This window comes from Flavobacterium flavigenum, assembly GCF_027111255.2.
Taxonomy (GTDB): Bacteria; Bacteroidota; Bacteroidia; order Flavobacteriales; family Flavobacteriaceae; genus Flavobacterium; species Flavobacterium flavigenum.
In genome coordinates this window covers 4162665-4187337 of record NZ_CP114285.2, presented here as the reverse complement: position 1 = coordinate 4187337, position 24673 = coordinate 4162665, and the positions used below count along the sequence as shown (strand labels likewise).

Here is a 24673-nt window from a genome sequence, read left to right as displayed (position 1 = left end):
AGCTCTATGAATTCATAAAACTAACTCTTTTCTTTATTTAATAAAAATTATTTTTTCAACCAATTATTAGTAAAGGTACAATCTCTGTATTCGCCAATAATCTTAATATAGGTGTCTTTGATTTTTGTATCAAACCATTTTGCAATGGCATTGATTTGTTTTTCTTTTAATGCTAATTCTTTGATTTTAGTGTAATCTTTTGCATAATCTGCAACGTGAGAATCAATTCTGTTTGTTACAGTAATTAATTTATATGTTTTTTTCCCTTTATCATCTGTATCCAAAAGTGGCTGAGATACTTCATTGTCTTTTAAATTTGAAACCTGACTGTATAACGTTGCATCCATTTTTGTAAGTTCAAAACGCGTATCCTGAGTATTTGGATTAACTAAAGTACCTCCGTTGGCTCTTGTTTCTTTTTGATCAGATTCAGTTCTGGCAGCATCTGCAAAAGAAATTTCCTTATTTACAATCTTATTTCTGATGTTTGTAATTCTTTCTTTTGCTTCTTTTAAAGCTGTTTCTGAAACTGTTGGCGAAATTAAAATATGACGCAATTCTACTTCTTGCCCTTTTATTTTATCAACCATTATAATGTGGTATCCGTATTGTGTTTCAAAAGGATCTGAAATTTCCCCTTCCGCTAAACTAAAAGCGACATCTTTAAATTCCTTGACAAAAGGTGTTTTTCTGGTCATTTTATAATAACCTCCATTAGGTGAAGACCCCGGATCCTGAGAATACAGTACAGCTTTTGTAGCAAAACTTGAACCTTCTAAAACATCTTTTCGAATAGAATTCAATCTGTCAATCACTTTTTGCTTGTCTTCTTTTGAGACTTTAGGTTCTACCACTATTTGGGCTACCTCCATTTCAGCTCCAAAAGTAGGCAATTCATCTTTTGGTATCTTTTTAAAGAAATTACGAACCTCTTCTGGCGTTATTTCAACTGCATCAACAATCTTTTTCTGCATTTCAGAAGATAATTTTTGCTCTTTTAATATATCTGCAAAATATGTTTTAAATTCCTCAACTGAACTCTTTTTGTAAAATTCTACAATTTTATTGATATCCCCACCAGTCTGTCTCATCATGTAAGTAAGCCTTTCATCCATCATGCTTTTTACTTCGGCATCACTAACAATAATACTGTCCTGAATTGCCTGATGTGCATACAATTTATCTTCCAAAAGCTTCCCTAACATCTGACATCTGGTAATATCCTTTACCGAACCGCCCTGAGAAGTAATTTCAAGATACCCTTTATCAATATCTGAGTCTAAAACAATATAATCCCCAACCGTGGCAATAATACCATCTACCTTTTGTTTGTTGATTGAAGCTTTATCAGCCGGTTTCTCAGCTACAACATCCTTAATAACTTCCTGAGCAGAAATAATCGAGCTGAAAAAAAGTAAAAAACATATTGTCAGTACTAACCTGCAATCAATAGTTTTTAGCTGTAATTTTTTTAATAACATTATTTTAAATTTAATTTGAATGTAAGGCTTTATTTAGTGTTTTCTTTAAAACTGAAATAATTAATAAATATTTCAAAATTATAGAAATAGAAAAAACTGCATCTGGTTTCCACAACTTATAACGAACAAAAATAACAATTCAATTACACAATCCAACTATCTGCTATACTATTAACAAAAAATTATACACAACCCTGATAAATTAAAACAACTTATTAATTTGAGTAATATAAATAACAAAAAAACGAAATCATCTAAACCAAACTGAATGGCATTTATTTTTAAATAGCATTAATTAATAGTACTTTTGCAACCTATTTATATAAAATATGAGCTTTTTAAAAGAAATACAACGCAGAAGAACTTTTGGAATTATCTCGCATCCTGATGCCGGTAAAACAACATTGACAGAAAAATTATTACTTTTTGGAGGTGCAATCCAGGAAGCAGGCGCCGTAAAAAATAATAAAATTAAAAAAGGAGCCACAAGTGATTTCATGGAAATCGAACGCCAAAGAGGTATTTCGGTTTCAACATCTGTTCTTGCTTTTAATTATAAAGACAAAAAAATCAACATTCTTGATACGCCTGGACACAAGGATTTTGCCGAAGATACTTTTAGAACATTAACAGCTGTAGACAGTGTCATTGTTGTAATTGACGTTGCAAAAGGGGTCGAGGAACAAACTGAAAAACTGGTTGCAGTTTGTAGAATGAGAAACATTCCAATGATTGTTTTCATCAACAAATTAGACCGTGAAGGTAAAGATGCTTTTGATTTGATGGATGAAGTAGAACAAAAGTTAGGATTAAAAGTTACACCTCTAAGTTTCCCTATCGGAATGGGATATGATTTTCAGGGAATTTATAATTTATGGGAAGAAAACATCAATCTTTTTAGTGGGGACAGCCGTAAAAATATTGAAGAAACAATTGCTTTTTCTGATGTACAAAACAATCCGGAACTAGATAAAATTGTTGGTCAGAAAGCTGCAGAAAAACTTCGTGAAGAATTAGAATTAATTGATGAAGTCTATCCAAAATTTGATCGCCAGGATTATTTAGACGGAAAAATTCAGCCTGTATTTTTTGGCTCTGCGTTAAACAATTTTGGAGTTCGCGAGTTGTTGGATTGTTTCGTTACAATCGCACCATCACCAAGACCAAAGGATTCTGAAACCCGTTTGGTTGATCCTGCTGAAGAAAAAATGTCTGGTTTTGTTTTCAAAATCCATGCAAATATGGATCCAAAACACCGTGACCGATTAGCTTTTATTAAAATTGTTTCCGGAACATTCGAAAGAAACAAACCATATTACCATGTTCGTCAGAAGAAAAATTTAAAATTTTCCAGCCCAAATGCTTTTTTTGCAGAGAAAAAAGAAATCGTAGATATTTCTTATCCGGGAGATATTGTTGGTCTTCATGATACAGGGAATTTTAAAATTGGTGATACTTTGACTGAAGGAGAATTAATGAGTTTCAAAGGAATTCCAAGCTTCTCTCCTGAACACTTTAGATATATCAACAATGCAGATCCAATGAAAGCAAAACAATTGGATAAAGGAATTGATCAGTTAATGGATGAAGGTGTAGCGCAATTATTTACATTAGAAATGAATAATCGTAAGATTATCGGTACTGTTGGCGCACTACAATATGAAGTTATCCAATACCGTTTAGAGCATGAATACGGTGCTAAATGTACCTATGAAAATTTCCCTGTTCACAAAGCATGTTGGGTAAAACCGAATGATCCTAAAAGTGAAGAGTTTAAAGAATTTAAAAGAATCAAACAAAAATTTCTGGCTCATGACAAATATGGACAATTAGTATTTTTAGCCGATTCTGACTTTACAATTCAAATGACCCAAAGCAAATATCCAAATGTAAAATTATTTTTTACATCTGAATTTGAATAAATATGTGATCGTCTTATATAATCAAAAAGCGCCAACTTTTCAAAGTTGGCGCTTTTTTAATAGTATTAAATTAACTTTTTATTGGAAAAATTAATTTTCTTTATTTTATGTTAAGTCAAAATTAGAATTAAAAAACAATGTATTAAAACATATTCGTTGAAAGTAAATTAAATCAGACAAAATACACTTTTTATGAATTTATCAATAAAAAAAGCTCCATTTCTGGAGCTTTAAAACTTTATGCTTGTCCTGCCGGACCAAAATTAAGCGGAATTGGCGCTTGTTCAGTTTCTTTGATTTCGCCATGAGCTGCTTCAAAGCGATGAATGTTTTCACCAATAGCTCTTAATAATCTTTTAGCATGTTGTGGCGTCAGTACAATTCTTGACTTTACTTTTGCTTTAGGAGTACCCGGCATAATATTTACAAAATCTAAAACAAATTCAGATGATGAGTGATTGATGATTGCAAGGTTGGAATAAATTCCTTCTGCAATAGTTTCGTCTAACTCAATATTAATTTGCTCTTGTTGTTTCGGATTACTCATAACTTGAATATTTTTTCAATTTCCCTCTTTTGAAAAAGAGGGAATTGATAAGAATTAATAAATATACTCTTCTTTATTTGCCATCATTTCATTGTAATCGTCTTTAGATCCTACAATAGTATTATCGTATTCTCTCATACCAGTTCCCGCAGGAATTCTGTGACCAACAATTACATTTTCTTTTAATCCTTCTAAGTCATCTACTTTACCAGCTACTGCAGCTTCGTTAAGTACTTTCGTTGTCTCCTGGAATGAAGCCGCAGAAATAAATGATTTAGTTTGTAACGAAGCTCTTGTAATACCTTGTAAAACTGGCGTTGCAGTTGCTGTAATTACGTCTCTTGCTACTACAAGATTTCTATCATTTCGTTTCAATAATGAATTTTCATCACGCAATTCACGAGGTGTAATAATCTGACCTGGTTTCAATACAGAAGAATCTCCGGCATCTTCAACCACTTTCATTCCATATAACTTATCATTTTGAACAATAAAGTCTTTAGTATGAATCAATTGGTCTTCTAAGAATAAAGTATCTCCAGGATCCTGAACCCTTACTTTACGCATCATCTGACGAATAACAACTTCAAAGTGCTTGTCGTTGATTTTTACCCCTTGTAAACGGTAAACTTCCTGAATTTCATTTACCAAGTACTGTTGAACAGCAGCAGGTCCCTGAATTCTTAAGATATCATCCGGAGTAATAGCACCATCAGACAATGGAACACCGGCTCTTACAAAGTCATTTTCCTGAACAAGGATTTGACTTGATAATTTTACAAGATATTTTCTAACATCACCAAATTTAGATTCGATAACGATCTCACGATTACCTCTTTTGATTTTTCCAAAAGAAACAACACCATCTATCTCAGAAACTACAGCTGGGTTAGAAGGATTACGAGCTTCTAACAGCTCTGTAATTCTTGGTAAACCTCCTGTAATATCCCCAGATTTTGAAGAACGACGCGGAATTTTAACCAAGACTTTACCAGCCTTAATTTTCTCGCCATTCTCAACCATCAAGTGAGCTCCAACCGGTAAGTTGTATGAACGAATCAATTCACCTTCTTTACCGTAAACCAATAAAGTTGGGATTAATTTTTTGTTTCTGGCTTCAGAAATTACTTTTTCCTGGAAACCTGTCTGCTCATCAATTTCAACCATGAATGTTTGTCCTTGCTCTAAATCTTCGTAAGCAATCTTACCAGTAAATTCAGAAACAATTACACCATTATATGGATCCCATTTACAGATTACAGTTCCTTTTGCAACAGTATCTCCATCATTAACAAAAATACTAGATCCGTAAGGAATGTTATGCGTATTTAAAACAATTCCTGTTTTCTCGTCAACCAATTTCAATTCAGTTGAACGTGAAACCACGATATCAACAGAGTTTCCTTCGCTGTCTTCTCCTTTTACTGTTTTTAAATCTTCAATTTCTAATCTACCGTTAAATCTTGTAACAATACTAGATTCTTCAGAAATTCCTCCGGCAACCCCTCCAACGTGGAACGTACGAAGTGTTAACTGTGTACCTGGCTCACCAATAGACTGAGCTGCAATAACTCCGACAGCTTCACCTCTTTGTGTCATCTTACCAGTAGCTAAGTTTCTACCGTAACATTTAGCACAAATACCTTTTGTAGCTTCACAAGTTAATGGAGATCTAACCTCTACTTTTTCAACTGGAGAAGCTTCTATTGTTCTCATGATTGATTCAGTGATTTGCTCTCCAGATTTAACCATTACTTCGTTAGTAAGAGGATTAATAACGTCTTGTAATGCAACACGTCCTAAAATTCTCTCTCCTAATGATTCAACGATTTCCTCATTTTTCTTCAATGCAGATACTTCAACACCTCTAAGAGTTCCACAATCCTCGATGTTAACAATAACATCTTGAGAAACGTCATGAAGTCTTCTTGTCAAGTAACCAGCATCGGCTGTTTTAAGAGCTGTATCCGCAAGACCTTTACGAGCACCGTGAGTAGAAATGAAGTACTCAAGGATTGAAAGACCTTCCTTAAAGTTAGAAAGAATCGGGTTTTCAATAATCTCACCACCACCGGCAGTAGATTTTTTAGGCTTAGCCATCAAACCACGCATACCTGTTAACTGACGAATCTGCTCCTTAGAACCCCTCGCTCCAGAGTCAAGCATCATATATACAGAGTTGAAACCTTGCTGGTCTTCTCTAATATTTTTCATTGCTAACTCAGTAAGCTGTGCATTCGCAGAAGTCCATACGTCAATAACCTGGTTGTAACGCTCGTTATTGGTAATAAGACCCATGTTATAGTTGGTTGAGATACCTTCAACTTGTTCTCTGGCATCTGCAATCAATTTAGTTTTTTGTTCTGGGATTCTAATATCACCTAAAGAGAATGATAAACCTCCTCTAAATGCGAATTTATAGCCCATATCTTTCATATTATCCAAGAAAGCTGCCGTTGTAGGTACATCAGTCACACTTAAAATGTGTCCAATAATATCTCTAAGGTTTTTCTTAGTTAATACGTCGTTGATATATCCAGCTGCTTCAGGTACTACTTCGTTAAATAATACACGTCCTGCAGTTGTTTGGATGATTTTGTACACTAGCTCTCCGTTTTCATTAAAATCTTTTGCACGGATTTTTACACGAGCATTTAATTCTAATCTTCCTTCGTTTAATGCAATATTTACTTCTTCAGCAGAATAGAAAGTTAAATCCTGACCTAAAATTTTGTGATCTTCTGTAGAAATACGCTCTTTAGTCATGTAATATAGACCCAAGACCATGTCCTGAGAAGGTACAGTAATTGGAGCACCATTTGCAGGGTTCAGGATATTGTGAGAAGCCAACATTAATAATTGTGCTTCTAAAATAGCCTCTGGTCCTAATGGTAAGTGAACAGCCATCTGGTCACCATCGAAATCGGCGTTGAAAGCCGTACATACTAATGGGTGTAACTGGATCGCTTTTCCTTCAATTAATTTTGGCTGGAATGCCTGAATACCAAGTCTGTGCAAAGTAGGAGCACGGTTAAGTAATACCGGGTGACCTTTAATTACGTTTTCAAGGATATCCCAAACTACTGGCTCTTTTTTGTCAATGATTTTCTTAGCAGATTTTACTGTTTTAACAATACCTCTTTCAATCAATTTACGGATAACGAAAGGTTTATATAACTCAGATGCCATATCTTTTGGCAATCCGCACTCATATAATTTTAACTCAGGACCAACGACAATTACCGAACGAGCAGAATAATCCACACGTTTTCCTAAAAGGTTTTGACGGAAACGTCCTTGTTTACCTTTTAAAGAGTCAGATAATGATTTTAATGGTCTGTTTGATTCTGTTTTAACAGCAGAAGCTTTACGTGTGTTATCGAATAATGAATCTACAGATTCCTGTAGCATACGTTTTTCGTTTCTTAAGATAACTTCTGGAGCTTTAATCTCCATTAATCTTTTCAAACGGTTGTTACGGATGATTACACGACGATATAAATCGTTCAAATCTGAAGTTGCAAAACGACCTCCATCAAGTGGCACAAGTGGACGTAATTCTGGTGGAATAACTGGAACCACTTTCATAATCATCCATTCTGGACGGTTTTCGCGGTTTAAGTTAGACTCACGGAAAGACTCCACAACTTGTAATCTTTTTAAAGCTTCAGTTTTTCTTTGTTTAGAAGTCTCATTGTTAGCGCTATGTCTTAATTCATAAGATAAAGCATCTAAGTCAATACGAGCTAATAAATCCATAATACACTCTGCTCCCATTTTGGCAACAAATTTATTAGGATCTAAATCATCTAAATATTGGTTTTCCTGTGGAAGAGTATCTAAAATGTTTAAGTATTCTTCTTCAGTTAAGAAATCTAATCTTTGTAAAGATTCTCCATCTGCATTTTTAGCAATACCAGCCTGGATTACTACGTATCTTTCGTAGTAAATAATCATATCTAATTTCTTAGATGGAAGACCAAGGATATACCCAATTTTGTTTGGAAGAGAACGGAAATACCAGATGTGAGCAATTGGCACAACAAGGTTGATGTGTCCTACTCTGTCACGACGTACTTTTTTCTCAGTAACTTCAACACCACAACGGTCACAGATGATACCTTTGTAACGAATTCTTTTATACTTACCACAAGCACATTCGAAATCTTTTACTGGTCCGAAGATTCTTTCGCAGAAAAGTCCGTCACGCTCTGGTTTGTGCGTTCTATAGTTAATAGTTTCTGGCTTTAAAACCTCTCCTCTTGATTCTTTCAAGATAGATTCTGGTGAAGCCAATCCAATAGAGATTTTGTTAAATCTTTTTACTGGATTCTTATCTTTATTGTTTCTGTTATTCATCATAGTTTTTACTATTGATTTATTGCAATTAAAAAATTGATTTTAGATTTATAATCTACTCTTTAAAAGAAAAGAGTTAATCATTCGCTACTACCTCGGGTTACTTCTCTAAACCTCAAACTGTTATTTGAAGTGCTAGTTATAAAATGGCTTGCATTGTTATAAAAAATCGGAACGGGTTACGGGTATAAATCTTTAAAAACTGATATAAATGAGTAATCAGTCCCATTAATAAATGAGACTGACTACAAAACTTTTATTTATTCTTCCAAACGAAGATCCAATCCAAGACCTTTCAATTCGTGCATTAATACATTGAATGATTCTGGTAAACCTGGTTCTGGCATAGTTTCACCCTTAACGATAGCCTCGTAAGTTTTTGCTCTACCAATAACGTCATCAGACTTAACAGTTAAGATTTCACGTAGTGTACTAGAAGCTCCATAAGCCTCAAGTGCCCAAACCTCCATCTCTCCAAAACGCTGACCTCCAAATTGAGCCTTACCTCCAAGTGGCTGTTGCGTAATCAATGAGTATGGTCCGATAGAACGTGCGTGCATCTTATCATCAACCATGTGTCCTAATTTAAGCATGTAAATTACACCCACAGTTGCTTTTTGTGCAAAACGCTCCCCAGTTCCACCATCATAAAGATAAGTATGTCCGAAACGTGGTACGTTCGCTTCATCTGTCAAAGCATTGATTTGATCTAAAGAAGCACCATCAAAAATTGGAGTAGCAAATTTTCTACCCAAGTTCATACCAGCCCATCCAAGAACAGTCTCATAAATCTGACCAATATTCATACGTGAAGGTACCCCAAGTGGATTCAATACGATATCTACTGGTGTTCCGTCTTCTAAGAAAGGCATATCTTCATGACGAACGATTCTTGCAACAATACCTTTGTTACCGTGACGACCCGCCATTTTATCCCCTACTTTCAACTTACGTTTCTTAGCAATATAAATCTTAGCTAATTTCAAGATACCAGATGGTAATTCATCTCCAACTGTAATAGTGAATTTCTCTCTTCTTAAAGCTCCTTGTAAGTCGTTCAGCTTAATTTTATAGTTATGAATTAAATCATTAACCATTTTATTAGTAGCATCATCAGCAACCCATTGACCTTTGCTTAAGTGAGCAAAATCTTCTACTGCGTAAAGCATTTTTTGAGTGTATTTTTTACCTTTTGGTAAAACTTCTTCACCCAAATCGTTCATTACACCTTGAGATGTTTTTCCGTTCACGATCAGGAATAATTTCTCAACCAATCTGTCTTTTAATTCAACAAATTTAGTTTCAAACTCCATTTCAAGAGCTCCTAAAGCATCTTTATCCTGAGTACGTTTACGTTTATCTTTAACGGCTCTTGCAAATAATTTTTTGTCAAGAACTACACCATGTAAAGATGGAGAAGCTTTTAATGAAGCATCTTTTACATCACCAGCTTTATCCCCGAAGATTGCACGAAGCAATTTCTCCTCTGGAGTTGGATCTGATTCTCCTTTTGGTGTAATTTTTCCGATCAAAATGTCACCAGGCTTAACCTCTGCTCCAATTCTGATCATACCGTTTTCATCTAAATCTTTAGTAGCTTCTTCAGAAACGTTAGGAATATCGTTTGTTAACTCTTCGTTTCCTAACTTAGTATCTCTAACCTCTAATGAATAATCATCAACGTGGATAGAAGTAAAAATATCATCACGAACTACTTTTTCAGAAATTACAATCGCATCCTCGAAGTTGTACCCTTTCCATGGCATGAACGCAACTTTTAAGTTTCTACCTAAAGCTAATTCACCATTTTGAGTAGCATATCCTTCAGACAATACTTGTCCAGGAACAACTCTGTCACCTTTTCTTACGATTGGTTTCAGGTTAATACTAGTACCCTGATTGGTTTTTCTAAATTTAATTAAGTTGTATGTTTTCTCATCAGCATCAAAACTAACCATTCTTTCGTCTTCTGTACGATCGTATTTAATAGTAATAATGTTAGCATCAACGTATTCAACAGTTCCATGCCCTTCAGCATTGATTAATACTCTTGAATCTGAAGCTACCTGACGCTCTAAACCTGTACCAACAATCGGCGCTTCAGGACGAATCAAAGGAACCGCCTGACGCATCATGTTAGATCCCATCAACGCACGGTTCGCATCATCATGCTCCAGGAAAGGAATTAAAGATGCAGAAATCGAAGCGATCTGGTTAGGAGCAACGTCTGTATAATGAACTACATTTGGCTCAACAACCGGGAAGTCACCTTCCTCACGAGCAATAACATTGCTAGCCGTAATTTTACCATTTTCATCCATTTCAATGTTTGCCTGAGCAATCATTTTACCTTCTTCTTCTTCAGCACTCAAATAAACCGGAGTACTTTCTAAATCAACTACACCGTTAGTAACTTTACGGTAAGGTGTTTCGATGAATCCCATTCCGTTTACTTTCGCGTAAACACCAAGAGATGAAATCAAACCAATGTTTGGTCCCTCTGGAGTTTCAATCGGACATAAACGTCCGTAGTGCGTATAGTGAACGTCACGAACCTCGAAACCAGCTCTCTCTCTCGAAAGTCCACCTGGTCCAAGTGCAGATAATCTTCTTTTGTGTGTAATCTCAGCTAATGGATTCGTTTGATCCATAAATTGAGACAACTGGTTAGTACCAAAGAAAGAGTTGATAACCGATGATAATGTTTTAGCATTGATCAAATCGATTGGTGTAAACACCTCGTTATCTCTAACGTTCATTCTCTCACGAATAGTTCTAGCCATACGTGCTAAACCAACACCGAATTGTTGTGACAATTGTTCTCCAACTGTTCTAACACGACGGTTTGATAAGTGATCAATATCATCAATCTCTGCTTTAGAGTTGATCAACTCGATCAAATATTTTACAATTGTAATGATATCTTCTTTGGTAAGCACTTGCTTATCCATAGGGATATCTAAATTCAATTTCTTGTTCATTCTGTAACGACCTACTTCACCTAAGTTGTAACGTTGGTCAGAAAAGAACAATTTATCTATAATACCACGAGCAGTTTCCTCATCAGGCGGTTCAGCGTTACGCAACTGACGGTAAATGTGCTCAACAGCTTCTTTTTCAGAGTTTGTTGGATCTTTTTGTAACGTATTGTGGATAATAGCATAATCTGCTTGGTTGTTATCCTCTTTGTGTAACAAAATAGATTTTACGTTAGAATCGATGATCTCTTCAACATTATCTTTGTCGATAATAGTATCACGATCAAGGATGATTTCGTTACGCTCGATAGAAACTACCTCTCCAGTATCCTCGTCAACGAAATCCTCATGCCATGTGTTCAAAACACGCGCAGCAAGTCTTCTTCCAATATATTTTTTAATACCAGTTTTAGAAACTTTAATTTCTTCAGCTAAGTCGAAGATCTCAAGGATGTCTTTATCTCTTTCGAATCCGATTGCACGGAATAAAGTTGTTACAGGTAATTTTTTCTTTCTATCGATATACGCGTACATTACGCTGTTGATATCTGTAGAGAATTCTATCCAGGAACCTTTAAAAGGAATTACTCTGGCAGAATAAAGTTTAGTTCCATTTGCGTGGAATGACTGTCCAAAGAAAACCCCTGGAGAACGGTGTAATTGAGATACTACAACACGCTCGGCACCATTGATTACAAAAGTACCACTTGGAGTCATGTAAGGAATTGTTCCAAGATAAACATCTTGCACAATTGTTTCAAAATCTTCGTGTTCCGGATCTGTACAATATAGTTTCAACCTAGCTTTTAAAGGCACACTATAAGTAAGACCTCTCTCTATACATTCTTGAATAGTATAACGTGGCGGATCTACAAAATAATCAAGAAACTCCAATACAAAGTTATTTCTGGTATCTGTAATTGGGAAATTTTCCATGAAGGTATTGTACAACCCTTCGTCGCCTCTTTCGTCAGATTTGGTTTCCAATTGGAAGAAATCTTTAAACGATTTTACCTGAACATCTAGAAAATCCGGATATTGAGGAATGTTTTTTGTAGAGGCAAAATTCAATCTTTCAGTCTGATTTGTTATCATCAATGGACAAAATTTTGATTAAAAAAAAGTAATTTTTTTGTGTAAAACACATTGCTTAGTTTATACTTTCTTTTTAAAACCAATACATCTTTAAAAATAAACTGAAATTTCAGTTCAATTTTTTTTCTTCGTATTGATCAAAAACTCTTTCGTATATTAAACTATTTTGATAATAAAATTTAATGTATTTTATTATACGAAAAATGGTTTAGGCCTTTGAGTGTTAACTCAGGACCTAAACCTAGTTCTTAAAACCGAGTTGAATTATTTTAATTCAACTACAGCTCCAGCTTCTTCTAATGATTTTTTAAGACCTTCAGCCTCTTCTTTAGAAACACCTTCTTTAACAGTACTTGGAGCACCATCAACTACATCTTTAGCTTCTTTAAGACCTAAACCTGTAAGTTCTTTAACTAATTTTACAACTGCTAATTTAGAAGCACCAGCTTCTTTCAATACAACTGTAAATTCAGTTTGTGCTTCTTCAGCAGCACCTTCTCCACCACCAGCAGCAACTACTACAGCTGCAGCAGCAGGCTCGATACCATACTCGTCTTTTAATATTGTTGCTAATTCGTTAACTTCTTTAACTGTTAGGTTAACTAATTGTTCTGCGAATTGTTTCAAATCTGCCATTTTTTCTATCGTTTAAAATGATTTGTAAAATTATATTTTGTTTATTGTGCGCTAATTAGGCAACAGAGAAACTAAATTCTCTCTGTTTGTATTATTATGCTTCAGCTTCTTCTTCGCTACCAGCGAATTTGTTTTGTAAAGCAGAAATAATTCTTTGAGCCGGAGATTGTAATAATCCAATAAGTTCTCCAAGTAACTCTTCTTTAGATTTAATTGTAGCTAATGCATCTAATTGATTATCTCCAATGTATATTTCAGAATTGATGTAAGCTCCTTTTAAAACTGGCTTATCAGATTTCTTACGGAAATCTTTGATAATTTTTCCAGGTGCGTTAGCAACATCAGAAATAAATATAGCACTGTTACCTGTCAATACTGTAGGTAAATCACCATAATCATTAGCAGAAGCTTCCATTGCTTTTGCAAGCAAAGTGTTCTTTACAACTTCTAATTTGATACCTGCTTTAAAACAAGCTCTACGTAAGTTTGAAGTTGTTTCTGCGTTTAAACCAGAAATATCAGATACATAAATGATATTTGTACCAGCTAACTGCGCAGTTAAATTTTCAATCGCGATTGATTTTTCTTCTCTAGTCATACTAAAAATTTTTAACTACCAATTATACTGCTTTTGGGTCTAATGCAATCGCAGGACTCATAGTGCTTGTAAGGTGGATACCTTTAATGTATGTACCTTTAGCAGCAGTTGGTTTAAGTTTTATTAATGTTTGAATAATTTCGTGTGCGTTGTCAACAATCTGCTCAGCTCCAAAAGAAACTTTACCAATTCCTGCGTGAACGATACCAGTTTTATCAACTTTAAAGTCAATTTTACCAGCTTTTACCTCTGCAACAGCTTTTGCAACATCCATAGTTACAGTACCTGTTTTAGGGTTTGGCATTAAACCTCTAGGTCCTAAAATACGACCTAATGGACCTAATTTACCCATAACAGCTGGCATAGTGATGATTACATCAACATCTGTCCAACCGTCTTTAATTTTTTGTAAGTAATCATCAAGACCAACATGATCCGCTCCAGCTTCTCTAGCCTCAGCTTCTTTATCCGGAGTAACCAATGCTAATACTTTAACATCTTTTCCAGTACCGTGAGGTAAAGTAACTACACCTCTTACCATTTGATTCGCTTTTCTTGGATCTACACCCAAACGTACTGCGATATCAACAGACTCATCAAATTTTGCAGAAGCAACCACTTTAATTAATGCAGCAGCATCTTTTAAAGAGTACAATTTGTTCTTTTCAATTTTTGAAGCAGCCTCTTTTTGCTTTTTTGTCAATTTTGCCATTTCTTTCTCTTAATTAAAAAGGAGCTTCTCCTGATACAGTTATACCCATAGATCTAGCAGTTCCTGCAATCATACTCATTGCTGATTCGATTGTGAATGCATTTAAATCTACCATTTTATCTTCAGCAATTGCTTTGATAACATCCCAAGTAACACTAGCTACTTTTTTACGATTTGGTTCACCTGATCCAGACTTTAGCTTTGCTGCTTCCATTAACTGTACTGCAGCTGGAGGAGTCTTAACAACAAAATCAAATGATTTGTCTTTGTACACAGTGATTTGCACTGGACAAATTTTGCCAGGTTTATCCTGAGTTCTAGCATTAAACTGCTTACAAAACTCCATGATATTAACCCCAGCAGCTCCTAAAGCAGGTCCAACCGGTGGCGACGGGTTCGCAGCACCTCCCTTAACTTGTAGTTTAACTACCTTACTAATTTCTTTAGCCATTTTTTAAAAATTTAACACTATAATCATTTGGAAGCGATTACAGTGGATATTATAGATGTAACAAAATTATACTTTTTCAACTTGCATAAAGCTCAATTCTAATGGAGTTTTTCTTCCGAAAATCTTAACCATAACTTCAAGTTTACGCTTTTCTTCATTGATTTTCTCAACCATACCATTGAAACCATTAAAAGGACCATCGATCACTTTTACTGTTTCTCCTAAACTGAATGGAATTGATCTTGTATCTGTATTTACAGCCAGTTCATCCACTTTACCTAACATACGGTTTACTTCAGAAAGTCTTAAAGGAACAGGTTCTCCTCCTTTAATTTCTCCTAAAAATCCAATAACACTAGTAATAGACTTAATAATATGAGGAATCTCACCAACCAAGTTAGCTTCGATCATAACATATCCAGGAAAATATACTTTATCCTTAGATGATTTTTTCCCATCTTTTACAGTAACTACTTTTTCAGTAGGAACTAAGACCTGAGAAACATAATCCTCCATACCTAATCTCGCAATCTCAGTCTCAATATAAGCTTTTACTTTATTTTCTTGACCACTAACCGCTCTAACTACGTACCATTTTTTCACATTATTATCTGCCATCACAAAAAAATTATCCTTTTAACCAGTTAAAAAATCCAGCCAAAGCTTTTGCAAAAAATTCGTCTACTCCCCAAGTCGCCAAAGCGAACAGGATCGAAAAAACGGCCACAACAATTGTCAATTTCTGAACCTCAGCCCAGGCAGGCCAAGTAACATTTGACTTCAACTCTTCGAAAGCCTCTGATAAATAATTCGTAACTTTAGTCATTTGATATATTTTTTATTGCACGGGCGGAGGGATTCGAACCCCCATCAACGGTTTTGGAGACCGCTATTCTACCCTTGAACTACGCCCGTAATTAAAGCCAGTGATTAAAAAATAATCACTGGCTTTTTATTTTATTTTAATAGAATTACTCTACGATTTCAGTAACCTGTCCAGCACCAACTGTTCTACCACCTTCACGGATAGCAAAACGTAAACCTACGTTCATAGCGATTGGGCTTAATAAAGCAACTTCAATAGTTAAGTTATCACCTGGCATTACCATCTCTACACCTGCTGGTAAAGAAATAACTCCTGTTACGTCAGTTGTACGTACGTAAAACTGTGGACGGTAGTTATTGTGGAATGGAGTATGACGTCCACCTTCTTCTTTTTTCAAGATATAAACCTCAGCTTTGAATTTAGCGTGTGGTTTTACTGAACCTGGCTTAATAATAACCATACCTCTTTTGATATCAGCTTTATCAATACCTCTTAACAATAAACCTACGTTATCTCCAGCTTCACCTCTGTCAAGGATTTTACGGAACATCTCAACTCCTGTAATTGTAGAAGTTAATTTTTCAGCTCCCATACCAATGATTTCAACAGGATCTCCAGTGTTAGCAACTCCAGTTTCAATACGACCTGTAGCAACAGTTCCACGACCTGTAATTGTAAATACGTCCTCAACTGGCATCAAGAATGGTTTAGCAACGTCACGTACTGGCTCTTCGATCCAAGCATCAACAGCTTCCATTAATTCGATAATTTTAGGTACCCAGTTTGGATCATTGTTTAATCCTCCTAAAGCAGAACCTTGAACTACAGGACCATTATCTCCATCATATTCGTAGAAAGATAATAAATCTCTAATTTCCATTTCAACAAGTTCTAATAACTCAGCATCATCAACCATATCCACTTTGTTCATGAAAACAACGATTCTTGGAATACCAACCTGACGACCTAAAAGGATGTGCTCACGAGTTTGTGGCATTGGACCATCTGTAGCAGCAACTACTAAGATAGCTCCGTCCATCTGAGCAGCACCAGTAACCATGTTCTTTACGTAATCCGCGTGACCTGGACAGTCAACGTGAGCGTAGTGACGGTTAGCAGTTTCATACTCTACGTGTGATGTATTAATAGTAATACCTCTTTCTTTCTCCTCTGGAGCGTTATCGATTTGATCAAACGATTTTGCTTGACAGTAACCAGCATCTGACAATACTTTTGTAATTGCAGCAGTTAATGTAGTTTTTCCGTGATCCACGTGTCCAATTGTACCTATGTTTAAGTGCGGTTTGGAACGATTAAAATTCTCCTTTGCCATTTTACTTAATTTTTAATCTTAGTTATATATTAATTTTCAATTTCCTACTTACTTGAGCCAATGTCGGGATTTGAACCCGAGACCTCTTCCTTACCAAGGAAGCACTCTACCCCTGAGCTACACCGGCAGAATCCTTGATTTAAAAGTTTCACTTCAGCATTTTGTTTAATTACAATCAAAACCTGAAAAACCATCTAAAATTCATTTGTGGGGAGAGCAGGATTCGAACCTGCGAAGTTCACACAGCAGATTTACAGTCTGCCCTCGTTGGCCGCTTGAGTATCTCCCCTAATTTTTTAAAATCTCATTATTCTAAAGAACTAATTTCAAATCGCATTTGAAATATTCTGAGCCGATAGAGGGACTCGAACCCACGACCTGCTGATTACAAATCAGCTGCTCTAGCCAGCTGAGCTACATCGGCGAATACAATAAAAAAGTCCGCTATTTCTAACGGACTGCAAATGTAGCTATTTTATCTTTGTATCAAAACATTTTTCGAAAAAAAATTTCAATTATATATGCGCTCTTATCTTTTCTTTCCTTTTTACCAATAAACGCTCTAATGATTCTGCCGAAAGTTCAACCGCTTCCTCAAAAGTCTTACATTGTTTTTTAACCAAAAATTCATCTCCAGGAACATTGATCTTAATCTCAACAACTTTATTCTCTTTGTCACTTGTTCTTTCAACTTTTAAAAAAACGTCTGCCGAGACAACCCGATCGTAATATTTTTCTAACTTATCCATTCTTTCCTGAATAAAATCTACCAACTTTCTGTCAACAGTAAAGTTAACGGCATGAACATCTACCTTCATAATACTAATTTTAGGGTTAAACATTTCAGAACCATTATTTACTTCTTGGATGTGCGCCAGCATATACTTTTTTAAGCTCTGCTAAACTATTATGAGTATAAACCTGCGTAGACGCCAAACTAGAATGTCCTAATAATTCTTTAACTGAATTTAAATCTGCCCCGTTATTCAATAAATGAGTCGCAAATGTATGCCGAAGCACATGTGGACTCTTTTTTACCTTTTCAGAGACCCTACTAAAGTATGAATTTATTAGACGATACACAAAAGATTCGCTTAATTTTAACCCTTTTTTAGAAATAAAAAAATAATCACCATCTACTATTCCCTCAACAGCAGAACGCTCACGAAGGTACATTTTAAACTGCTCAGCAATGATTGGCAAAACCGGAATAATACGCTCTTTATTTCTTTTACCTAAAACCTTAACCACATTTGAAGACAAATCTACATTAACCATCATTAAATGTATCAATTCCGCCCTTCGCATCCCTGTTGTATAGAAAAGATCCACAATTAACTTATCCCTCACTTCTTCAAAACCAACCGGAACCCCAACTTCCTGCATCAAATCAGTTAATTCTTTTTCAGAAAATGGAATCTGAATAATTTTAGGAGTCTTCAGCGCTTTATGCTTCAGCATTGGACTAACCTCTATTTGTTTTGTTTTTAAGAGAAACTTATAAAAAGACTTTAAGGAAGCCATTTTTCTATTAACAGAAACATTTGACACCCCTTCATCCACTAAAGAAACAATCCAACTCCTGATCTGACTGTAATTCACATCTTCAATACCATCCTGATCAAAGTGAGTTTTATTATACACCTCAAAAAATAAAATATCATTCAAATAAGCATTAACAGTATGTGCCGAATATTTTTTCTCCAGCTGAAGATAATCACGAAAAGCATCTTTATTTGACTTCATAAGAAACAGAATATCTTTTTCAAACAATTACATAACTTAAAAAATTAAGCATAAAAAAAACCGTTAGCATCAAAGTTAATTTATTTTGATGACTAACGGTAATTATTTTACAAAAGCTATATACTAACTCTCTAAACTATCTTTCAAGTTTTGAATGTAAGCCGCTTTTTGAATCTGAGCTCTTTTGATAACAGAAGGCTTAATAAAAGCAGTACGTGCTCTTAGTTGACGAACAGTTCCTGTTTTATCAAATTTTCTTTTATAGCGCTTTAATGCTCTATCGATATTTTCTCCGTCTTTAATTGGTATAATTAACATAATATAGACACCTCCTTTCGTTAAGGCTGCAAAAGTATGTATTAATTATTAATTATGAGTTATAAATTATAAATTATTTTAAAAAGAAATAAAGAACAAAGCTAAAGACAAAAGTTTAAATCATCTTTATCCTTTCAACAAATTTCTGGAAATAACTAATTTTTGAATCTCAGTCGTACCTTCACCAATGGTACACAACTTCGAATCCCGATAAAACTTCTCTACAGGAAAATCTTTTGTATAACCATAACCTCCGTGAATCTGAACAGCTTCATTTGCGATTTTTACACAGGCTTCCGATGCATACATTTTCGCCATTGCACCTAATGTTGTAACCGGTTTATGCTCTTGTTTTAAGAAAGCTGCTTTGTGCAATAACAGTTCAGAAGCTTCAATTTCTGTTGCCATATCAGCTAGTTTGAATGAAACTCCCTGAAAACTACTAATTGGCTGTCCAAACTGATATCTTTCTTTCGAATATTTAAGAGCGGCTTCGTAAGCCCCTTTTGCAATTCCGAGTGATAAAGCTCCAATTGAAATCCTTCCTCCGTCCAATATTTTCATAGCCTGCACAAATCCCTGCCCTACTTCACCTAATCTATTTGCATCTGGCACCCTACAATTATCAAAAACCAGTTCAGCTGTTTCGCTGGCACGCATTCCTAATTTATTTTCTTTTTTCCCTGAAGTAAATCCCGGCATACCTTTTTCAAATACAAAAGCAGTCATTCCTTTTGAATCGCCTTTTTCTCCCGTACGAACCACTACAACAGCAATATCGCCTGAAATCGCATGAGTTATAAAGTTTTTTGCTCCGTTTACAATCCAAAAACCCCCATCTTTAACAGCTGTCGTATTCATTCCGCCTGCATCAGAACCTGTATTATGTTCTGTCAGTCCCCATGCACCAATATGTTCTGCTGTTGCAAGTTTTGGCAGCCATTTTTTCTTTTGCTCTTCATTACCAAAAGTCAAAATATGATTCGTACATAACGAATTATGTGCCGCTACCGACAATCCTATTGAAGGATCAACTTTTGAAATTTCTTCGACTATGGTTACATATTCATGATATCCTAAACCAGATCCTCCGTATTCTTCAGGAACCAGAACTCCCATAAATCCCATTTCTCCTAATTTCTTAAACAATGGAACTGGAAAAACTTGTGCTTCGTCCCACTCCATTATATAAGGTCTTATGTTTTTTTCGGCAAAATCTTTTATAGACTGCGCAATCATGGATTGCGTTTCATTATAATCAAAATTCATTTGTGATCTGTTTTTAGAACTCCAAATATAAACCAATTATATTTGCTTTTTCAATGGGAAAGCCTTTAATATTTATCAAATCCTCAATATTTTTAATATTTCCGTTCATGCTCCTGTAGGTTACAATCTGTTTTGCCAACGCATATCTAAAGTATGGAAATTGAGCTAATTCTTTTAAAGAAGCATCGTTTACAGGGATTTTTTTAATTGGCGGGAAAGAAGAAACCCTAAAATACTTTTTTAATTCAGTTATAACTTCTGGAGAAAGTCCCCAGACATCATTTATCTGTTCCATAGAAACAAAAGCTTCCAGGCTTTCTTTTTGTTTTAAAATTCGGAGTGATAATCCTTCACCAATTCCCTTAATTTTCATTAAATCTTCCTGACTTGCCTGATTAATATCCAAAACAGTTAGTTTTTCTTTTTTAGAGAATGTTTGTGATACAGGTTCTTTACTGTAATTTATAAAAGTCTTTTTATTCTGCACCCAATCCGGAAATTTAAAATAAGGCGAAATAGCACCTAATAAAGAATCTGAAACTTTAGTCACTTTCTGAAATTCTTCAGCAGAACTGACGTATTTATTTTGTTTTCTAAAAGCTAAAAGCCTGTCAATTTCCTCTAATGACATTCCAAGTTTATATCCTTTATAATCTGAAATAAAATTTGGATTAAAAGGATAGATTTTAGGTTTATAGCCTTGCTTAAGCTGTTTTAATGAATCAACTTCTGATTGCAAAGCCAGCCAATTCTGTTCTTCTGCATTTACTTTTTGAGGCTGACTGAAATCAGAAAAAAAGTAAAACAATTGTAAAACAATAATCAAAATAAAAAGAAAAAAAATCCCTTTTCGTTGTTGGCTTGTATAACTTAACTCTTTTATAATACTTCTAAAGTTCATTTTTTATAATATTTTATCAAACAAATATAATTTATAATTTTATAAGAAAAATACGATTATTTTATTTTGTGATAAAAGATTTTATTAATCAATTTGCTAATAATATAAAGCTTTGAAGATTTATAGGAACTTTTTTTACAGTTTCTAACTAAAAATTAAATATTTTATAACTTAAAAGAACATAATTGTTTTTATTTTTTACAAAAAACAATACATTTGAAGCTTAATAACAATAAACCAATATTATATATGTCAATTTGGAAAACTAAACCTCTTTCGGTATTGCTTGGTGAAGCATCCGAATCTGAAAAAGGATTAAAAAGAACCTTATCTTCACGTTCGCTTGTTGCACTTGGAGTTGGAGCAATTATTGGAGCAGGGCTATTTTCACTAACAGGAATTGCAGCTGCAGACCATGCTGGTCCGGCGGTAACATTATCATTTATTTTAGCTGCAATAGGCTGCGCATTTGCAGGATTGTGTTATGCTGAATTTGCTTCGATGATACCGGTTGCAGGTAGTGCCTATACCTATTCTTATGCCACGATGGGAGAATTTATGGCCTGGATAATTGGGTGGGACTTAGTTTTAGAGTACGCTTTAGGAGCGGCAACCGTGGGCGTTAGCTGGTCGAGATACCTGCTGGAACTATTGGCAAAATTTAACATTCATCTTCCCCCTGACTTAATTTGTTCACCATGGGAAACCCTTACATTAAGTAATGGTACAGTGATTGAAGGAGGAATTGTCAATTTACCCGCCATTTTTATTGTTTCATTACTTTCTTTATTATTAATTAAAGGAACAAAAGAATCAGCCACTTTAAATAATATATTAGTTGTGGTAAAAGTTGCAGTTGTTATTATATTTATAGTCTTAGGATGGAAATTTATTGACACAACTAATTATACTCCTTACATTCCTGAAAACACAGGAGTATTCGGAAAATTTGGATGGTCAGGAATTGCAGCAGGAGCCGGTACAGTTTTCTTTGCATTTATTGGTTTTGATGCCGTTTCAACTGCTGCACAAGAGGCTAAAGATCCTCAAAAAGGGATGCCGATTGGTATTTTGGGTTCATTAATAATCTGCACCTTGTTATATGTACTATTCTCTCATGTTATGACCGGACTTGTACCTTATTATAAATTTGCGGGTGATGCAAAACCTGCAGCTACTGCTTTTGCTGTAACTGGATATGACTTTTTGCAGACCGGTTTAATTATCGCTATACTAGCTGGTTATACTTCTGTAATGTTAGTAATGTTAATGGGACAAAGCCGTGTTTTTTACACGATGAGTAAAGACGGTTTACTTCCTCCATTCTTTAGCGAAATCCATTCAAAATTTCGTACTCCATGGAAAACAAATCTTTTCTTTTTAGTATTTGTTAGCTTATTTGCAGGTCTTGTTCCTGTTAGTGATTTGGGCCATATGGTAAGTATCGGAACTTTATTAGCATTCGTGTTGGTTTGTATCGGTGTTATGGTTATGCGTAAAAAAATGCCTGATGCACCCAGAGCTTTTAGAACTCCGTGGGTTCCTTTTGTACCTATAGCTGGTATTGTTATTTGTTTTGCCTTAATGTATTCGTTGCCAAACGAAAGCTGGGCGAGGCTTGTCATATGGATGGCACTAGGAATTCTTGTTTACTTTATATATGGTAAGAAAAACAGTAAATTGAATAATCCCGGATAAGAATATTATTCAGATAAAAAAAAGGATTATAAAGCGATGCTTTATAATCCTTTTTTTATAGCATAAATTTGATTGTTTATAAATCAAAAACCGATGTTCTTTTTGCCCGAATTAAATCTTTCAGCTTAATCCAGAATGCAAGGGTAAGATAAACCCCAAAGCCCAAACCAGCTGTAACAAACGAGATATAAATAAAAAACAGACGGACATTTGTAACACGCATTCCAAGTTTATCCGCTAATCTGGAAGAAACATGAAAACCGTATTTTTCGAAAAAGAATTTCAGTTTTAAAATCAATGACATTTTTGAAGTAATAAGTTATGCAAAAATACAAAATTTTACAATTGACATATTTCTAATTCTAATTGCTTTTTAACAATTCCATACCGACAGCACATTTCATACAACCGTTAACATCACAATATTGACTTTTTAGCTGTAATAAAGATTGTGTTTCAAAGGCATTTTGAGATGTGATGCCAAATGAATTAAATTTTTCGATGATGGAATTTTTCTCAGGAGATATGCCATCCAAAATAGAAATTAAATCTTCTGCTACCGATTCATTCAACGTTTTAGCATAAGCAAACTGTAAAGGGACAATGGTATTTATGACCAATAAATCTATAAATGAGTTCGATAATGATTTTGTTTTCTTCAGACTTTCTTTATCAAATTGATAATGATTTTTCCAGTACAAACTGGTTGAGACATCAAATAATTTATAAATACTATTGATAGATTTCAACTCTATTATTTTAGAGAACAAGTTTTGGTACTGATGGTATAAAGCAGCTAACTGCGAAAGACGAATTGTAGGGAAATTATCTGGCCTGTGCTTAAAAAACTGAACCGGTTCTACATACACTTTTTCGATTTGATATTTATGCAACAGATAAAAATACCTGAATTTCAAATCCTTAAAATAAACATCTTCTTTATCTATATCCAGCAAACCAGTTGTACCAAAAAATAAAGCTTCAAGATTTTCAAGTTCAAAACTTTCTTTTCGGATAATTGAAAAAGGAATTGATTTAGCTAATTGCAGAAATGCATTTCCATTGGTATTCAAACCAAAATTCTTCGCTAATAAACAAAACAATACCGCTTCCCAATCCTGATTTGTTTCTTTAAGCAAATCATAAATAGCTTGTGATTTCCTTTCCAGACGTTCAAAAAACAAGCGTTCCTGCCAGTTTTTAAAAACAAATCCCGGTACATGGGCGATTTGTTTTTCACAATAAATCCATGATTTCGGAGATTTTAGTTTGTTGTAATTTAAAATAGTTTCCGGAGATACATAATCCTTTAAAACTAATACTGGGATCTCTGCGTTATTTTGTCTGTAAATATCAGCATCATATTCCCAGACAACATGCAATATTACATTTTCATAAGCTTTGTCCTTTTCATGAAGATGCAAATACCAGTCAGAAGCTTTTAAATGTATTTCAACATTTCCAGCCCATTTTTGATCTCCTATTTTTATTTGAGCATTAAAAAAATCAGGCCCTGCAAGTTCTAAGTAATTTCCTGTATTGATAATTGTAACTTCTTCCTTGTTTACCGTTTTTAAATTCAGGGTATCAAATTTTTTAAACCTCCAGAGATAATGAAGAAAATCTTCTTTCATTTTATTCGACTTTAATATTGTTTACAATACTCTAAAAATACTAAAAATAGTACTAATATTACAATTTTAAAATTTATTAAAAGAAAATTATTTCATTAAGTCAGGTTTTAGAAAAAGTTTTTAGATTTTATAATAAAGTTTATTCCTTTGTATAAATTTCAATGTAAAT

At 34.5% G+C, this 24673-nt stretch carries 20 protein-coding genes and 4 tRNA genes; 2 read left to right on the top strand and 22 right to left on the bottom strand.

Translation table 11 applies throughout. The features are described 5' to 3' along the window. Positions 1-47: 47 nt before the first annotated feature. Positions 48-1481: a peptidylprolyl isomerase gene (locus tag OZP09_RS17330; RefSeq protein ID WP_269234937.1), complete on the bottom strand. Its 1434-nt coding sequence runs from the start codon at positions 1479-1481 to the stop codon at positions 48-50. A gap of 329 nt (positions 1482-1810) precedes the next feature. Between OZP09_RS17330 and OZP09_RS17325 the strand changes: the two genes are divergently transcribed. Next, on the top strand, positions 1811-3403 hold the full coding sequence (locus tag OZP09_RS17325; protein ID WP_269234936.1) for a peptide chain release factor 3: 1593 nt from the start codon (positions 1811-1813) through the stop codon (positions 3401-3403). 238 nt (positions 3404-3641) lie between these two features. On the opposite strand, the gene OZP09_RS17320 is transcribed toward OZP09_RS17325, so the two are convergent. The 19 genes from OZP09_RS17320 to OZP09_RS17230 all read right to left on the bottom strand — a co-directional run bounded on the left by OZP09_RS17320 (position 3642) and on the right by OZP09_RS17230 (position 21172). Further along, positions 3642-3950, bottom strand: a complete 309-nt coding sequence (locus OZP09_RS17320; RefSeq protein ID WP_025572408.1) for a DUF3467 domain-containing protein — start codon at positions 3948-3950, stop codon at positions 3642-3644. 54 nt (positions 3951-4004) lie between these two features. After that, the gene (rpoC, locus tag OZP09_RS17315) at positions 4005-8312 is read right to left on the bottom strand and encodes a DNA-directed RNA polymerase subunit beta' (protein WP_269234935.1); all 4308 of its coding nucleotides are present in this window, start codon (positions 8310-8312) and stop codon (positions 4005-4007) included. A gap of 257 nt (positions 8313-8569) precedes the next feature. Continuing rightward, complete coding sequence (rpoB, locus tag OZP09_RS17310; protein ID WP_281310769.1) at positions 8570-12382, bottom strand: DNA-directed RNA polymerase subunit beta; 3813 nt, start codon at positions 12380-12382, stop codon at positions 8570-8572. A 264-nt stretch (positions 12383-12646) separates the two neighbouring features. Then, entirely contained in the window at positions 12647-13018 is a 372-nt protein-coding gene (gene rplL / locus OZP09_RS17305) for a 50S ribosomal protein L7/L12 (protein ID WP_025572412.1), read from the bottom strand. A gap of 94 nt (positions 13019-13112) precedes the next feature. Continuing rightward, positions 13113-13616: a 50S ribosomal protein L10 gene (rplJ, locus tag OZP09_RS17300; RefSeq protein ID WP_281309728.1), complete on the bottom strand. Its 504-nt coding sequence runs from the start codon at positions 13614-13616 to the stop codon at positions 13113-13115. Positions 13617-13638: 22 nt separating this feature from the next. After that, positions 13639-14328 (bottom strand): 50S ribosomal protein L1, encoded by a 690-nt coding sequence (rplA, locus tag OZP09_RS17295; RefSeq protein ID WP_269234933.1) that lies wholly within the window; start codon positions 14326-14328, stop codon positions 13639-13641. Positions 14329-14341: 13 nt separating this feature from the next. Further along, entirely contained in the window at positions 14342-14779 is a 438-nt protein-coding gene (rplK, locus tag OZP09_RS17290; RefSeq protein WP_025572417.1) for a 50S ribosomal protein L11, read from the bottom strand. Positions 14780-14845: 66 nt separating this feature from the next. Beyond that, positions 14846-15397, bottom strand: a complete 552-nt coding sequence (gene nusG, locus OZP09_RS17285; protein ID WP_269234932.1) for a transcription termination/antitermination protein NusG — start codon at positions 15395-15397, stop codon at positions 14846-14848. A gap of 10 nt (positions 15398-15407) precedes the next feature. Further along, complete coding sequence (gene secE / locus OZP09_RS17280) at positions 15408-15605, bottom strand: preprotein translocase subunit SecE (protein ID WP_008466927.1); 198 nt, start codon at positions 15603-15605, stop codon at positions 15408-15410. An 18-nt stretch (positions 15606-15623) separates the two neighbouring features. Further along, positions 15624-15694 (bottom strand) — tRNA-Trp (locus OZP09_RS17275). 56 nt (positions 15695-15750) lie between these two features. Then, a complete protein-coding gene (gene tuf, locus OZP09_RS17270; RefSeq protein WP_026730432.1) occupies positions 15751-16938 on the bottom strand; it encodes an elongation factor Tu in 1188 nt (395 codons plus the stop codon). A gap of 55 nt (positions 16939-16993) precedes the next feature. Continuing rightward, positions 16994-17065, bottom strand: a tRNA-Thr gene (locus OZP09_RS17265). A gap of 81 nt (positions 17066-17146) precedes the next feature. Then, positions 17147-17227, bottom strand: a tRNA-Tyr gene (locus tag OZP09_RS17260). Positions 17228-17288: 61 nt separating this feature from the next. After that, positions 17289-17362 (bottom strand) — tRNA-Thr (locus tag OZP09_RS17255). Between the two features lie 91 nt (positions 17363-17453). Further along, on the bottom strand, positions 17454-17756 hold the full coding sequence (hpf, locus tag OZP09_RS17250; protein WP_025571150.1) for a ribosome hibernation-promoting factor, HPF/YfiA family: 303 nt from the start codon (positions 17754-17756) through the stop codon (positions 17454-17456). A gap of 34 nt (positions 17757-17790) precedes the next feature. Then, complete coding sequence (locus OZP09_RS17245) at positions 17791-18684, bottom strand: tyrosine-type recombinase/integrase (RefSeq protein WP_269234931.1); 894 nt, start codon at positions 18682-18684, stop codon at positions 17791-17793. Between the two features lie 123 nt (positions 18685-18807). Further along, complete coding sequence (gene rpsU / locus OZP09_RS17240) at positions 18808-19002, bottom strand: 30S ribosomal protein S21 (RefSeq protein WP_025571153.1); 195 nt, start codon at positions 19000-19002, stop codon at positions 18808-18810. Positions 19003-19128: 126 nt separating this feature from the next. Beyond that, positions 19129-20271, bottom strand: coding sequence for an acyl-CoA dehydrogenase family protein (locus OZP09_RS17235; protein WP_269234930.1), 1143 nt, complete (start codon positions 20269-20271; stop codon positions 19129-19131). 13 nt (positions 20272-20284) lie between these two features. After that, a complete protein-coding gene (locus OZP09_RS17230; RefSeq protein ID WP_281309727.1) occupies positions 20285-21172 on the bottom strand; it encodes a ComEA family DNA-binding protein in 888 nt (295 codons plus the stop codon). Positions 21173-21421: 249 nt separating this feature from the next. Between OZP09_RS17230 and OZP09_RS17225 the strand changes: the two genes are divergently transcribed. Further along, positions 21422-22870: an amino acid permease gene (locus OZP09_RS17225; RefSeq protein WP_269234928.1), complete on the top strand. Its 1449-nt coding sequence runs from the start codon at positions 21422-21424 to the stop codon at positions 22868-22870. A 76-nt stretch (positions 22871-22946) separates the two neighbouring features. On the opposite strand, the gene OZP09_RS17220 is transcribed toward OZP09_RS17225, so the two are convergent. Together OZP09_RS17220 and OZP09_RS17215 are read right to left on the bottom strand one after the other, a co-directional pair. After that, the gene (locus tag OZP09_RS17220) at positions 22947-23174 is read right to left on the bottom strand and encodes a PspC family transcriptional regulator (protein WP_025571258.1); all 228 of its coding nucleotides are present in this window, start codon (positions 23172-23174) and stop codon (positions 22947-22949) included. A gap of 58 nt (positions 23175-23232) precedes the next feature. After that, the gene (locus tag OZP09_RS17215; protein WP_269234927.1) at positions 23233-24504 is read right to left on the bottom strand and encodes a DUF2851 family protein; all 1272 of its coding nucleotides are present in this window, start codon (positions 24502-24504) and stop codon (positions 23233-23235) included. Positions 24505-24673: the final 169 nt, after the last annotated feature.